The 13,270-nt window shown below is 72.5% G+C and carries 11 protein-coding genes; 5 read left to right on the forward strand and 6 right to left on the reverse strand.

The window, feature by feature from the left end; translation table 11 throughout:
- Positions 1-70: 70 nt before the first annotated feature.
- The 3 genes from IE308_RS16130 to IE308_RS16140 form a co-directional block, all read right to left on the reverse strand.
- A complete protein-coding gene (locus IE308_RS16130; protein ID WP_162655613.1) occupies positions 71-574 on the reverse strand; it encodes an ATP-binding protein in 504 nt (167 codons plus the stop codon).
- A gap of 283 nt (positions 575-857) precedes the next feature.
- The gene (locus IE308_RS16135) at positions 858-1,625 is read right to left on the reverse strand and encodes an enoyl-CoA hydratase/isomerase family protein (protein ID WP_110630810.1); all 768 of its coding nucleotides are present in this window, start codon (positions 1,623-1,625) and stop codon (positions 858-860) included.
- Between the two features lie 79 nt (positions 1,626-1,704).
- On the reverse strand, positions 1,705-2,013 hold the full coding sequence (locus IE308_RS16140) for an SHOCT domain-containing protein (protein WP_190218493.1): 309 nt from the start codon (positions 2,011-2,013) through the stop codon (positions 1,705-1,707).
- Positions 2,014-2,218: 205 nt separating this feature from the next.
- On the opposite strand from IE308_RS16140, the gene IE308_RS16145 reads away from it, so the two are divergent.
- Both IE308_RS16145 and IE308_RS16150 read left to right on the forward strand, forming a co-directional pair.
- Complete coding sequence (locus IE308_RS16145; RefSeq protein WP_190218494.1) at positions 2,219-2,881, forward strand: GAP family protein; 663 nt, start codon at positions 2,219-2,221, stop codon at positions 2,879-2,881.
- A 99-nt stretch (positions 2,882-2,980) separates the two neighbouring features.
- Positions 2,981-3,424 (forward strand): DUF6325 family protein, encoded by a 444-nt coding sequence (locus IE308_RS16150; RefSeq protein WP_110630805.1) that lies wholly within the window; start codon positions 2,981-2,983, stop codon positions 3,422-3,424.
- A gap of 69 nt (positions 3,425-3,493) precedes the next feature.
- Here the strand turns inward: IE308_RS16150 and IE308_RS16155 are convergent, their stop codons facing one another.
- Both IE308_RS16155 and IE308_RS16160 read right to left on the reverse strand, forming a co-directional pair.
- The gene (locus tag IE308_RS16155; RefSeq protein ID WP_190218495.1) at positions 3,494-4,735 is read right to left on the reverse strand and encodes a L,D-transpeptidase; all 1,242 of its coding nucleotides are present in this window, start codon (positions 4,733-4,735) and stop codon (positions 3,494-3,496) included.
- 158 nt (positions 4,736-4,893) lie between these two features.
- Positions 4,894-6,135, reverse strand: a complete 1,242-nt coding sequence (locus tag IE308_RS16160) for a L,D-transpeptidase (protein WP_190218496.1) — start codon at positions 6,133-6,135, stop codon at positions 4,894-4,896.
- A 156-nt stretch (positions 6,136-6,291) separates the two neighbouring features.
- Between IE308_RS16160 and glgX the strand changes: the two genes are divergently transcribed.
- Positions 6,292-8,532 carry a glycogen debranching protein GlgX gene (gene glgX / locus IE308_RS16165; RefSeq protein ID WP_190218497.1) on the forward strand — a complete coding sequence of 747 codons (2,241 nt, stop codon included), beginning with the start codon at positions 6,292-6,294 and terminating at the stop codon, positions 8,530-8,532.
- A 26-nt stretch (positions 8,533-8,558) separates the two neighbouring features.
- On the opposite strand, the gene IE308_RS16170 is transcribed toward glgX, so the two are convergent.
- Positions 8,559-9,269, reverse strand: a complete 711-nt coding sequence (locus IE308_RS16170; RefSeq protein WP_229908899.1) for an LmeA family phospholipid-binding protein — start codon at positions 9,267-9,269, stop codon at positions 8,559-8,561.
- A gap of 234 nt (positions 9,270-9,503) precedes the next feature.
- Between IE308_RS16170 and IE308_RS16175 the strand changes: the two genes are divergently transcribed.
- Together IE308_RS16175 and IE308_RS16180 are read left to right on the forward strand one after the other, a co-directional pair.
- On the forward strand, positions 9,504-11,375 hold the full coding sequence (locus IE308_RS16175; protein WP_190218498.1) for an ABC transporter ATP-binding protein: 1,872 nt from the start codon (positions 9,504-9,506) through the stop codon (positions 11,373-11,375).
- Entirely contained in the window at positions 11,372-13,231 is a 1,860-nt protein-coding gene (locus IE308_RS16180) for an ABC transporter ATP-binding protein (RefSeq protein WP_190218499.1), read from the forward strand. Before IE308_RS16175 ends, IE308_RS16180 begins: the two co-directional genes overlap by 4 nt.
- Positions 13,232-13,270 lie beyond the last annotated feature (39 nt).

Genomic DNA, 13,270 nt, shown 5'->3' on the forward strand with positions numbered 1-13,270 from the left:
GGCAAAAAGGGGTGATTCACCCGGTCGGCGGTGAGGACGCGGGTCGCCCCCTGGGGCGGAGGAATGCCCCCTAGCGGTCCACCACCCGCATCTCGAACCACGTCGTCTTGCCCCGCGGCAGCAGGTCCACGCCCCAGCGGTCGGCGAGTTTGTCGACGAGGAAGAGGCCGCGGCCGCTGATGTCGAGGTCCCGGACCGGCAGCAGACAGGGCAGGCCCCGGGAGGGGTCGCGGACCTCGACGCGGATCCAGCCGCGGCGGCGGCGCATACGGAGGCCGAAGACGCGGGCGCCGGTGTGCCGTACCGCGTTGCCGACGAGTTCGGAGACCAACAAGACCGCGTCCTCGGTCAGTTTGGGGCTCAGCCCCCAGTGCCGCAGGACCACGACCTGGACGAGACGGCGGGCGGTGGCGGCGGACTCGGGGCGGGACGGCAGCGGGACCTCCGCCTCCGTCGGGTTGCCGAACAACTCCAGCGCCTTCAGCGCCCGTTCGTCCTCGACCGCGGGCGACCAGCGCGCCGCCGCGGCACGGCCGTGTCCCCGCGGCTGTTCGATGCCCTCCAGCCCCGCCATGCCCCCATCATGGCCGTCGGGCGCGGGCGGCGGAGGCGTTCTGGAGGAATACGCCCCCTGGACGCGCCGGTAACGCTCCATTCCACCGGCATATGACAACGGCACTTCGTTCTCCGCCGCGGCGCTTGTGACCTGCGGTGACGGCTCGGCCGGAGGCAATCGACGGGCTCCCTCGTCGAGACAGGCTCAAGGTCGTCCCAAGGTTCCCACAAACCGCCCCTTCGAGGGACCCGCATCAGACATCGCGTCAATGACGAGCGCTCCGGCCGTACTTGCGGCCCCGTCAGAGGAACTTGGCCTTCCCCGGCCCCTCCTCCACGAAGCTGCGCATCCCGCGCTCGCGGTCCTCCGTGGCGAACAGGCCCGCGAACCAGTTCCGTTCGACCGCGAGGCCGGTCTCGATGTCGGTCTCCAGACCGGTGTCGATCGACTCCTTCGCCGCGCGCAGCGCGATCGCCGGGCCCTGCGCCAGCTTCGCCGCCCAGGCGTGGGCCTCGGCGTACACCTGCTCGGGCGCGACCACGCGGTCGACCAGGCCGAGCGTCAGGGCCTCGTCGGCCCTGACCATCCGGCCGGTGAAGATGAGGTCCTTGGCCTTGGACGGGCCGACCAGCCGGGACAGGCGCTGGGTGCCGCCGGCGCCGGGGATCAGGCCGAGCAGGATCTCCGGCTGGCCGAGCTTGGCGTTGTCGGCGGCGATGCGGTAGTCCGCGCACAGGGCCAGCTCGCAGCCGCCGCCCAGCGCGTACCCCGTGACGGCCGCGACGACCGGCTTGGGGATGCGGGCGACCGCGGTGAAGGAGTCCTGCAGGGCGCGGGCGCGCAGGACCATCGCGGTGTGGTCCATGGCCTGCATCTCCTTGATGTCCGCGCCCGCCGCGAACACCTTCTCCCCGCCGTAGATCACCACCGCGCGCACGTCGTCGCGGCGCGCGGCCTCCTCGGCGAGTTCCTTCAGCCGGTCCTGGGTGGCGACGTCCAGCGCGTTCATGGGCGGGCGGTCCAGGCGCAGCGTGCCGACGCCCTCGGCGACTTCGAGATTCACGGTCATGGCAGCCAGGTTAACGGCCACTAACGGGACCGGGTCCGGTGCGGTCCGTCACACCGCGCGGGGCCGGCGGGCGGGGCCGTCAGGCGAGCAGCCTGCGCTTCTGCTCCTGGAACTCGGCGTCGGTGAGCACGCCCTGGGCCTTCAGCTCGCCGAGCTGCTTGAGCTGCTCGATCTTGGCGGTCATCTCGTCCGGCGTGGACGTGGTCGTCTCCGCCGCCGGCGGCTCCTGGTAGGACGGCTGCTGGTACTGCGGGGGCTGCTCGTAGGACTGCTGGGCGGCCTGGGCGGCCCAGCGGCCCTGCTGGCGGCGTGACACCCGGTTGGAGACCGCGGTCGCCGTGCCCGAGATCACGGCGGTGCGGGCGATTCCGCGGAGCAGGCCTGGCATGGTGATCGCCTCCCACCGGCAACCGAACGAAGAACAGCACCTCCAGTAGAGCACCGCCGGGTCCCGGCGGCACCTCGCCCGCCGGCCGCCCGCGCGCGGGGGCGCCGCGGGCGAGCGTTTGTGCGGCCCCGACGCGGCGCCGAGGATGGGTGCATGGGCAGGAACGGCCCGCCGGCCGGGGCCTCGACGCGGCGCGGGGGCCCCGATGGTGCTTGACCTGGTGCTCATCGGGCTGGCGATCGCGGTGTTCCCGCTGTCGGTAACCGCGTTCGTCCTGGTGCTGTCGACCGAGGGCGGCATCTGGAAGGGCCTGGTGTTCATCCTCTCCTGGCTGGCCTGTTTCGTGGCCGTCCTCGCCGCCGTCCTGCTCACGACGGGCGGCAAGCCGCCGGCGCCCGATTCACCGCCGTCCACCGCCTCCTCCGCCGTCAAGCTGGCCATCGGCGTCGGACTGGTCGGGTACGGCTGGTACCGGCACGTGCGACGCGGGCGGACGGGCGGGAACGGGCCGTCCGCGTCCCCGGGCGGGCTGACGGCGCGGCTCGACCGGATCTCCCTGTGGACCGCGGCGGGCCTCGCGCCGCTGCTCCAGCCCTGGGGACTGGTCGCGGCCGGAGCGGCGACCGTGGTGGACGCCGATCTGTCGGAGACCTCCTCCACGCTGGCGCTGTTCGCGTACTGCGTCCTCGCCACGAGCAGTCTGCTGGCCATGGAGGTCTACGCCACCTTCGCCCCCGCGAGCGCCCGGGCGCGCCTGGGGAGACTGCGCGTCTGGCTCCAGACGCACCAGGACCAGGCGATCGTGGCCGTGGCCCTGGCGGCCGGGTTGTTCCTGGTCGGCAGGAGCATCCACCAGCTGGTGTCCTGAGCCGGCCCGGGGCTAGGCGAGGCGGGCAGGAGGTGCACGGGTCCGCCGCCGGTGATGCAATGGCACTCAGGGGGCGACGAGCGCCAGAGGTGACCGAGTATGAGCGAGCCACTCGACGAGACGGGACCCATCGACTACCTGGTCGTGGAGTTCCCCGGCAACCGCATGACGGGCGAGGGCCTGCCGCTGCTGGTGGACCTGGTGGACCGGGGCATCATCCGGATCCTGGACCTGAGGTTCATCAGGAAGGACGAGGACGGCTCGGTGACCGCCCTGGAGATCGCCGACCTCACCGGTGACGGGCTGCTCGACCTCGCCGTCTTCGAGGGGGTCAACTCCGGGCTTCTCGGCCAGGACGACCTGGAGGAGGCCGCCGCGGCGGTGGAGCCGGGCAACTCGGCGGGCCTGCTGATCTACGAGAACACGTGGGCGGCCCCCTTCGCGGCCGCCCTGCGGCGCGGCGGCGCCCAGCTGGTCGCCTCCGGCCGGCTGAACGTGCAGGCCGTGCTGGCCTCCCTGGACGCGATCGAGGCCGGCTCCTGAGGTGACGGCCGCGGACCTGCCGTACCGGCGCGGCCGGGCGCGTGTGCGCCGGCCGCGCCGGTCGCCGGGTCAGGCCTTCCACTTCTCCCAGGACATGTTCCAGCCGTTGAGCCCGTTGGACGGGTCGACGACCGGGTCGGTGGAGTTCTTCACGACCACGACGTCACCGATCATCGAGTGGTCGAAGAACCAGGCGGCCGGCACCCCGCCGTCGTAGCCGCCGCGCACGTCGCGCAGGCCGATGCAGCCGTGGCTGGCGTTGTAGTTGCCGAAGGCGTCGCCGCCCCAGTAGTTGCCGTGCACGAAGGTGCCGGAGTCGGTCAGGCGCATGGCGTGCGGGACGTCCTTGATGTCGTACTCGCCGTCGTAGCCGACCGTGTCGCCGTTCATCCGGGTGACGGTGAACTTCTGGCTGATGACCATCTCGCCGTTCCAGGTGGCGTACCCGGGCTTGCCGGTGGTGACCGGGATGGTCTTCACGACCTTGCCGTCCTGCGTGACCTGCATCTTGTGGGTCTTGGCGTCGACGACGGAGACCTGGTTGCGGCCGATGGTGAAGGAGACCGTCTTCGCCTGCTTGCCGTAGACGCCGGGGCGGCCCTCGACGCCGTCCAGGTTGAGCCGGACGGTGACCTTGGTGCCCTCCTGCCAGTACTTCTCGGGGCGGAAGTCGAGGCGGTCGTTGCCGAACCAGTGGCCCTCGACGTCGACGGCCGGCTCGGTGGTGACCTTGATGGCCTTCTCGACGTCCTCCGGGTGGGTGATGCCCCGGGTGAAGCGGACGGAGAACGGCATCCCGACGCCGACGGTGGAGCCGTCCTCGGGGGTGAAGGTGCCGACGAAGGTGTTCTGCGGGGTGAGGGTGGTGAAGCTCGCATCCTCGGCCGCCGTACGGCCCTCGGCGTCCTTGGCGACCGCGTGCACCTGGTACTTCGTGGACGCGGCGAGGTGGGTCGCGGGCGTCCAGCCGCTGCCGTCGGCGGATATCGCCCCGTCGATCCTCGTGCCCTTGTCGTCCTTGACGACGACCTCCGTCAGCTTGCCCTTGGCCGCGGTGACCTTGAGGGCCCCGCTGGTGTCGACCGAGGCGGCGCCGTTCTTCGGCGCGATCGTGACGACGGCGTCGGACTGACCGCTCTGCGCGGCGGTGGAGCCCTTCCCCGGGCTCTTGCCGTCCCCGGACCCGGAGTCCGAGTCGCCCCCGCCGCAGGCCGTCGCGGCCAGCAGCAGCGCGCCGACGGCGACCGCCGTCAGCCTGCGCCGCCGTCCGCGCGCGTCAACCGACGCCCCCCGTATCGGACGCACGTTCAAGTTGTGTCTCCCCTCCCCCGGGCCCGGTCCGGGCCCGCACCGCAGCGTCGCCGCGGCTCGCGCGGACGCTGTGGGCGCATATTAACTGCATGGTCAGGGGGGTCGGCGGGGCAAGATTGTCACCGTTCGGTCCCAACCGCGCGCCCGCCGGTTCGGGTTCATTTGACCGCGCTGCCCGCCTTCCACTCCTTCCACCCCATGTTCCAGCCGCCGAGGCCGTTGTCGGGAGCGACCGTCTTGTCCTTGCTGTGCACGACCTCGACGACGTCCCCGACGAGGCTGCGGTCGAAGAACCAGCCCGCGGGCGTGTCCGAGCCGCCGCCCTTCACGTCCCGCAGTCCGACGCAGCCGTGGCTGACGTTCACCCGGCCGAAGGCGTCCGGCGCCCAGTAGTTGCCGTGCAGGAAGGTGCCGGAGTCGGTCAGGCGCATGGCGTGCGGCACGTCGGGGATGTCGTACTCGCTCTTGCCGTTGCTCTTGCGGAAGCCGACCGTCGCCCCGTTCATCCGGGTGACGTCCAGCATCTCCATCACCACCATCTTGCCGTTGTAGGTGGTGGTCTTCGGGGCGCCCGCCGTGATCGGCACGGTGGCCAGCAGTTCCCCGTCACGCCGCACCTGCATGGTGTGCTCGGCGGCGTCGACCAGGGAGACCTGGCTGCGCCCGACGGTGAAGGAGAACGTCTTGTACTGGAGCCCGTAGACGCCGGGCGCGCCCTCCACGTCCCGCAGCCTCAGCGCGACGGTGACGCGGGTGCCGGGCTTCCAGTAGTGCTCGGGCCGGAAGTCCAGGCGCCCGCTGCCGAACCAGTGCGGGCGGACCTCGACGGCGGGTTCGGCGCTCACCTCGATGGCGCGCTCGACGGCGGCCCGGCGGGTGATCTCCCGGTTGAACTCGACGGAGACGATCATCCCGGTGCCGACGACGGCACGGTTCTCGGGGGTGACGTAGCCGACGAACCGCTCCTCGGGGACATGGGTGGTGAAGGTGGTGTGGCGGGCGGAGCGGCGGCCCTCGCCGTCGACGGCGACCGCGTCGACGGTGTACTCGGCGGCGAGCGCGAGCCGGTCCTCGGCGGGCTGCCAGGTCAGGCCGTCGGCGGAGATCCGGCCGGGCACCGGGGACTCCTGGGCGTCCTGCGACTTCACCACCTTCACCGACTCCAGGCGCCCGTCCGGGACGTGAACCCGCAGCGGCCGGTCGGGGCGCACCTCCTTGCTGCCGTCGTCGGGGGTCACCCGGATGACGTCCTCGGGGGCGGGTGCCTTGCCGAACACGCTGTCGATCGGTGTCGTGCCGTCGGCGGTGCAGCCGGCCACTCCGGCCAGCAGTCCCGCCCATGTCAGTACGGCGGCCAGGGCGGCCCCCGCGCGCCGTGCGCGTCCGTGTACGTGCCTCACGGCCTGCCCAACGACGGGCCCGCCCTGGGGAAACGTGAGTGCGAGCGCCCGTCTGGGCAGAACTGTGAGAAGGACGCCGTACGGGGGCGCCGCGGCCGGGACGCCGCCGCCCCGGCATGCCGTGCCAGAGCCGGACCGACGAAGGGCCGATATCAGGTGTCGAGCGCAGCCGAGCAGGAGGCGGTCGCCGAGGGGCGGACCGCCGGCGAGCGGCGCCCGGCCGCCGTGGTGAACGGGACGCGGCGCCCGCCGGCCGGGCCCGTGTGGCCGGGGACGCCGATGCCGCTGGGCGCACGGTTCCGGGTCGGCCCGGGCGGCGTGGCCGGCACCAACTTCGCCCTGTGGGCGGGCGGCGCGGAGGGTGTCGAGCTGTGCCTGTTCGACGACGCGGGCGTCGAGACCCGTCTCCGCCTGACGGAGCTGACCCATGAGATCTGGCACGGCTTCGTGCCGGGTGTGCTGCCCGGGCAGCGGTACGGGTACCGGGTGCACGGCCGCTGGGACCCGTGGACCGGCGGCCGCTGGAACCCGGCGAAGCTGCTCCTCGACCCGTACGCGCGGGCGGTCGACGGCGAGTTCTCGCTGCCGCCGGAGGTGTACGGGCACGTACGGGACTGGCCGGACCAGCACGTCGCCGACACCGTCCGGGACGACCGCGACTCGGCGCCGTACGTCCCGAAGGGCGTCGTCGTCCACGATGACGACGACTGGGCGGACGACCGGCGCCCGAAGACGCCGTGGGCCGACTCGGTCATCTACGAGCTGCATGTGCGCGGCTTCACCCGGCTGCACCCGGGCATCCCCGAGGAGCTGCGCGGCACGTACGCCGGACTCGCGCACCCGGCGGCGATCGAGCACCTGGTGAAGCTCGGCGTGACGGCGGTGGAGCTGCTGCCGGTCCACCAGTTCGCGCACGAGGACCACCTGCTGCGGCGGGGGCTGAAGAACTACTGGGGCTACAACTCCATCGGCTACTTCGCCCCGCACGCCGCGTACGCCGCCTCCGGCACCACCGGCCAGCAGGTCGGCGAGTTCAAGCGGATGGTGCGGGCGCTGCACGCGGCCGGCATCGAGGTCATCCTCGACGTGGTCTACAACCACACCGCGGAGGCCGGCGAGTACGGCCCGACGCTGTCCCTGAAGGGCATCGACAACCGCGGCTACTACCGCCTGCAGACCGACGCCCGCCGCTACGCCGACTACACGGGCTGCGGCAACACCCTGCACGTCGTGCAGCCGCACGTGCTGCGCCTGATCACCGACTCGCTGCGCTACTGGGTGACGGAGATGGGCGTGGACGGCTTCCGCTTCGACCTGGCGGCGGCGCTGGCCCGCTCCATGCACGACGTGGACATGCTGTCGCCCTTTCTGGCGGTCATCGCGCAGGACCCGGTGCTGCGGCGGGTGAAGCTCATCGCCGAGCCGTGGGACGTGGGCTCGGGCGGCTACCAGGTGGGCGCCTTCCCCCCGCTGTGGACCGAGTGGAACGACCGCTACCGCGACGCCGTCCGCGACTTCTGGCGGCACGCGCTGCCCGACGTCCGCGAGATGGGCTACCGCCTGTCCGGCTCCAGCGACCTGTACGCCTGGGGCGGGCGCCGCCCGTACGCCTCCGTCAACTTCGTGACGGCCCACGACGGCTTCACCCTGCGCGACCTGGTGTCGTACGAGCGCAAGCACAACGAGGCCAACGGCGAGGGCAACCGGGACGGCACGGACGACAACCGCGCCTGGAACTGCGGGGTGGAGGGCGAGACCGACGACGAGCGGGTCCTCGCGCTCAGGCGACGGCAGCTGAGGAACCTGCTCACCACCCTCCTGCTCTCCACCGGCGTGCCCATGCTGGTCGCGGGCGACGAACTGGGCCGCACCCAGCGCGGCAACAACAACGCCTACTGCCAGGACAACGAGATCAGCTGGCTGGACTGGAGCCTGCTGGACGACCCCGGCTGGCGGGCCCTGTACGACCTCACCTCCCGCCTCATCGCCCTGCGCCACCGCCACCCGGTGCTGCGCCGCCGCGCGTTCTTCTCCGGCCGGGCGCACTCGGCGGACGGGCTGCGCGACCTGGCCTGGTTCACCGCCCGGGGCACGGAGATGACGGAGGGCGACTGGTACGCCCCCGCCGCCACCCTCGGCATGTACCTCTCCGGCCGGGACATCCCCGGCCGTGACGAGCGCGGCGACCCGATCCTCGACGACAGCTTCCTCGCCGTGCTGCACGCCGGGGAGGAACCGGTCCGGTTCCTGCTGCCGGGCCCCCCGTGGGCGGAACACTACGAGGTCGTGGTGGACACCTCACGCGAGGAGCAGCCGGAGGGACCGGGCGCGGTGCACGCCGCGGGGACGGAGATCACGGTGCCGGAGCGGGCGGTGCTGCTGCTGCGGGTGCGCTGAACGCCGTACGCGGTCGTCTCCCGGGCTCAGCGGGTGAAGCGGCTGCTGCCCAAGGTCACCAGGTGGCCCTCCAGGGTCACCTCGACGCCCGTCTCCCTGGTGTGGACGGCGGTCATGGAGACGCCCTCCGGGAGGGGGACGCGCCACATCGCGTCGGCCTTCCGGGCGCCGGGGACGGTGATGCCGAACTCGTCGCCCGCCAGCTGGAGGCGGCCCGTGGAGCGGACCGGGGTGCGTGCCCCGGTCTCGAAGTCGACCAGGTCACCCGCGACGGTGACCTGGTCGTCGCCGGCCGGGGTGACGGTGAACTTCCCGTTGGCGAGGCGGCCGAGGACCGCGGCCAGGTTGGCGTAGGGCAGGGTCACGCGGCCGGAGGCGCGGTTCGCCTCCGCCGAGCGGGCGGTGAAGGACGGCACGCTGACGTCGTAGAGGTCGATGTGCAGGCCGGTGAGGTCGAGGTAGTCGCCGGTGCGGTTGGCCTCGCTGTTCAGCAGCAGGTGGTCGGCGTCCAGCGTGACGTGGTCGAAGTCGCGGCCCAGGGCCTGGGTGAGGAAGGGGAAGCCGGTGATGGACACGTCCAGGTTCGCGTCGGTGGCGCTGTCGTAGCCGTACTTCTGCGCCGCGAGGTCGGCGACCTCGCCGTCCGCGTAGTGCACGGCCACGCGGTCCACGACCGTGAACAGCACGGCGAGTACGACGACCGTGACAGTGAGCACCTTCACCCAGCGACGTCTCACGTCGGTTTCTCCTCGGGCTGCTGTGGATCTCGCGGATCTTGCGGATCTTGCGGATCTCGCGGATCTTGCGGATCTTGCGGACGACGGTCGATCATCGCGCACGCGTTCGGGAACGCGCTATCCGTACGGATACTCAGAACCCGGCGCCGTGGCGGGTCCTAGGACCACGGGAGGAGCGGGGACCGTCCGAAACTCGGTGGGCGATGTCAGTGGTGAACCGTAGGCTCGCTGCTGATGTCCACGACACCTGCCACCGCCGCCCGGGAAACCGACCCCCGCTCCGCCGTGCGCACGCTGCTGCGCCTGTGGCCGTACGTGCGGCCCGTGCGCGTGCGGTTGTTCACCGCCGCCGGCGTCGCCGTCGTCGCCTCCTGTGTGGGGCTGGTGATCCCGCTCGTGCTGAAGTGGATGGTGGACGGGCCGGTCGCCGACCGCGACCCGGCCGGGGTGTGGCTCGGCGCCCTGTACCTGCTGCTGCTCGGCCTGACCGAGGCGCTGCTGTTCGGACTCCGGCGGTGGCTGGTGGCCCGGCCGCTGTCGCACGTCGAGGCGGAGATGCGGGCCGGCCTCTACCGGCATCTGCAGCGGCTGCCGGTCGCCTTCCACGACCGGTGGGCCTCGGGGCAGTTGCTGTCCCGCGGGACGACCGACCTGATGCTGCTGCGCATGTTCCTCGCCTTCCCGCTGACCTTCCTGCTGGTCAACGGCGTGACGATCCTCGTCGGCGTGATCATCATGCTGGCCCAGGACTGGACGCTGGGCGTGGTCATCCTGGGACCGGTCGTCCCGATGATCGTGATGTGCGTCGTCTTCGAGAAGCGGTACGCCGATGTCGCCCGCCTCGCCCAGGACCAGGTCGGCGATCTGACCACCGTCGTCGAGGAGGGCGTCCTCGGCATCCGCATCATCAAGGGCTTCGGACGCCACCGCAGCCAGGCGCGCGCTTTCCGCGAGCTGTCCGCCACCCTGCGCGGCACGGAGCTGCGCAAGGCGCGGCTGCTGGCCGCCATCTGGGCGGTGATCGTGACCCTGCCCGAGGTCGCGATCGGCGCGGCGCTGGTGGTCGGGGCCGTGCAGGTGGCCGACGGGGAGCTGTCCGCGGGGACGCTGGTCGCCTTCCTGTCGACCGCGCTCGCCCTGCGGTGGCCCGTGGAGTCGATCGGCTTCCTGCTGGCGATGAGCCAGGAGGCGGCGACCGCCACCGAGCGGTACTTCGAGGTCATGGACGAGCTGCCGGAGTCGACCACGCCGGTCGCGGTCGCCGGGGGCGGGATGAGGAAGGATGCCGGGGCGGCGGTCGCCGCCGAGGTCACGGTCCCCGCTGACGGGGCGTCCAAGGGTGCAGACGCCGGCGGGATCCGGTTCGAGAGTGTCAGCTTCCGCTACCCCGACGCGCCCCCCGGCTCCCCGCCCGTCCTCGACCGCGTCGACCTGCACATCCGCCCCGGCGAGTCCCTGGCCCTGGTCGGCGCGACCGGCAGCGGCAAGACGACGCTCACCGCGCTCGTGCCCCGGCTGCACGAGGTGACGGAGGGTCGGATCACGCTCGACGGCGAGGACATCCGCGCCATGAGCCGTGCCGAGCTGCGCGCCAAGGTCGCCGTCGCCTTCGAGGAACCCACCCTCTTCTCCGCGAGCGTCGGCGAGAACGTCCTCATGGGCGCCGGCCCCGACGCCGGCCCCGACGACCTGGACCGCGCGCTCGCCGTCGCCCAGGCCGACTTCGTCCACGCCCTCCCGCAGGGCACCGCGACCCAGGTCGGCGAGCAGGGCCACAGCCTGTCCGGCGGGCAGCGGCAGCGCCTCGCTCTGGCCCGGGCGGTCGTCGGGCGGCCGCGGTTCCTCGTCCTTGACGACCCGCTGTCCGCGCTGGACGTGCACACGGAGGCCGCCGTGGAGGCGGCGCTGCGGCAGGTGCTCGCCGACACCACCGCGCTGATCGTGGCGCACCGCCCGTCCACCGTGCTGCTCGCCGACCGCGTCGCCCTGCTGTCCGGCGGCCGGATCACCGCCGTCGGCACCCACCACGAGCTCCTGCGCACGAACGCCGAGTACGCCCACCTGATGTCCGGCGCCGAGGAGTACCAGGAGGACCCCACCCGATGACGGCCCCCACCACCTCCGTCACCCCCTCCGACGACGACAGCACCCCCCGCCCCCAGGGCGGCGCGGGCGACCCCTTCGACCGCGACGTCCTGCCCACCCCGCCCGGCGCGACCGCCGCCCTGCTGCGGTCCCTGCTCGCGCCGATGAGGGCCCGCGTCGCGGTCACCACGCTTCTGCTGCTGCTCCAGCAGGCGGCCGTGCAGGCGGGCCCGCTGCTGGTGGCGTACGCCATCGACCGCGCCGTCCCCGCCTTCCGCCGCGACGACCACGGCCCGCTGATCGCGGTGGCCGTCGGCTACCTGCTGAGCGCGGCCGCCTCCGGCGCGCTGCAGTACGCGTTCATCACCGCCTCCGCGCGCGTCAACCAGGACGTGCTGCTCGACCTGCGCGGCCGGATCTTCCGCCACGCGCAGGCGCTGAGCATCGACTTCCACGAGCGCTACACGAGCGGCCGACTGATCTCCCGCTCCACCACGGACGTCGAGTCGCTGCGGGAACTGCTCAGCGAGGGGCTGCAGGAGCTGGTGACGGTCATCCTGTCCTTCGTCTACATCTCGGCGATGCTGCTCTGGCTGGACCTGGGGCTGGGCGCGGTGGCCGTCGCCTCCTTCGTGCCGCTGTACCTGCTGGTACGGCTGTACCAGCGGCGGGCGGGCGAGGTGTACCGCGTGCGGTCCACCGCGATCGCTGCGGTGATCGTGAAGTTCGTCGAGACGATGAACGGCATCCGCCCGGTGCGCGCCTTCCGCCGCGAGGACGCCAACGACGCCGAGTTCCGGGTGCTCAACCGGCGGCACGAGCGCAGCAACGGCGACGCGCTGCTGGAGATGGCCCGCTATGTCGTCGGCTCCCGGCTGGTCGCCAACACGGCGGTCGCGCTCATCGTGCTGTGGGGCGCCTACCGGGTCGCGGACGGCTCACTGGAGCTGGGTGTGCTGGCCGCGGCGGTGCTGTACCTGCGGCGCCTGTACGACCCGATCGACCGGCTCGGCATGTTCCTCAACTCCTACCAGTCGGCCGCCGCGTCCCTGGAGAAGATCGCGGGCCTGCTCGCGCAGACGCCGTCGGTGCCGGAGCCGTCCGCGCCGAGGGAACTGCCGCCGCTCAAGGGCGACATGCCGGGCCGCGAGGTCGTCTTCGACGGGGTGCGCTTCGCGTACCGCACCGGTGGCGAGGTGCTGCCCCGCTTCGACCTGACCCTGCCGGCCGGGCAGACGGTCGCGGTCGTCGGCACCACCGGCGCCGGCAAGTCGACGCTGGCCAAGCTGCTCGCCCGGTTCTACGACCCGACCGAGGGGCGGGTGCTGCTGGACGGGGTGGACCTGCGCGAGCTGGCCACGCCCGAGCTGCGGCGCGGGGTGGTGATGGTGACGCAGGAGGCGTTCCTGTTCTCCGGCTCGGTCGCCGACAACATCGCGCTCGGCCGGCCCGACGCCACCCGCGAGGAGATCGAGCGGGCGGCGAAGGCGATCGGCGCGCACGAGTTCATCAGCGCCCTGCCCGACGGCTACGACACCGACGTGCGCCGGCGGGGCGGCCGTATCTCCGCCGGACAGCGGCAACTGGTGGCGTTCGCGCGGGCGTTGCTCGCCGACCCGGCGGTGCTGATCCTGGACGAGGCGACGAGTTCGCTGGACATCCCCGGGGAGCGGGCGGTGCAGCGGGCGATGGCGACGGTGCTGCAGGGCCGTACCGCGGTGGTGATCGCGCACCGGCTGTCGACGGTGGAGATCGCCGACCGGGTGCTGGTGATGGAGCACGGGCGGATCGTGGAGGACGGCAGCCCGGCCAAGCTGGTCGCGGGCCGCGGGCGGTTCTCGGACCTGCACCGGGCGTGGCGGGACAGTCTGGTGTGAGGGCGTCCCGGCCGCCCTCCGCGCCGCCGGCCGACGGTA

It is taken from the genome of Streptomyces griseosporeus (assembly GCF_014656055.1).
GTDB lineage: Bacteria > Actinomycetota > Actinomycetes > Streptomycetales > Streptomycetaceae > Streptomyces > Streptomyces griseosporeus.